This is a genomic window from Winogradskyella sp. ECml5-4, assembly GCF_036903175.1.
Lineage (GTDB): Bacteria > Bacteroidota > Bacteroidia > Flavobacteriales > Flavobacteriaceae > Winogradskyella > Winogradskyella damuponensis.
In genome coordinates this window covers 1-770 of sequence record NZ_JAYJLF010000076.1, presented here as the reverse complement: position 1 = coordinate 770, position 770 = coordinate 1, and the positions used below count along the sequence as shown (strand labels likewise).

Genomic DNA, 770 nt, shown 5'->3' with positions numbered 1-770 from the left:
AACGGTTTTGTATATGATACGTTGCGTGTGTAAGCAACTAATTTAGCAAATAAAAACCGAATAGAATATTCCGCAGGAATATTCGTAAGTAGGCTAGAACTAGCAATGGATTATATACTTTGTTAGCAAATCGTTTTTATTCTAATAATTCAACAAAAACATTGTTAGTTGAAAGTTTAGTATCCAACGCAAAATAATTTCTATTCAGAAGTAATTTTTCAGAAGTAGAATCTAATTTAAAAAAACGTAAGTCCATTATAAAACCCTCAAATCCATAATTTTCAAAATTTTTATAATCGAATTCAATCGTACTTTTTTCTGATTTAATTTCTTTAGTAATGACAGAATCATTTTCTTTTTGTAGAAAAACTAATGTTATTTCTCTAGAACTTATTTTTGATTTAGGAATACTGTCAGCAGGTGAGTAGATAGTGATTTTTCCTTTCAGAATTGAGTCTTTTTTATTTCCAGTAATATTAAAATCAAAAAATTTACTTTTAGAACTATCTATCACTCCTTTTTTGTAAAATAGCCAAGTATTCCAAAATGTATCCTTTTTTTTCGAAACATAGGCTTCGTTTTCTCCTACTAATTCTCCATTCTCATAATAAGGAATATTAATTCTTTGATAACGTTTAGAAGTGTCAATTTCCGTTTTATTCAGAGTTGCTTTTTCAGTTTTTAATTCCGTTGACTTTTTGCAAGAAAATAGACAAAAAACTAATAATATGTATATGGCTTTGAGGTTGTTCATCAAATGTTTGCTAACG

1 protein-coding gene is annotated in these 770 nt (G+C 27.3%); it reads right to left on the bottom strand.

Features of this window, described 5'->3' with window-relative positions; all coding sequences use genetic code 11:
* Positions 1 to 136: 136 nt before the first annotated feature.
* Positions 137 to 770: hypothetical protein (locus VDP25_RS17715; RefSeq protein WP_334471983.1), on the bottom strand; the 634-nt coding region annotated here is incomplete at its 5' end.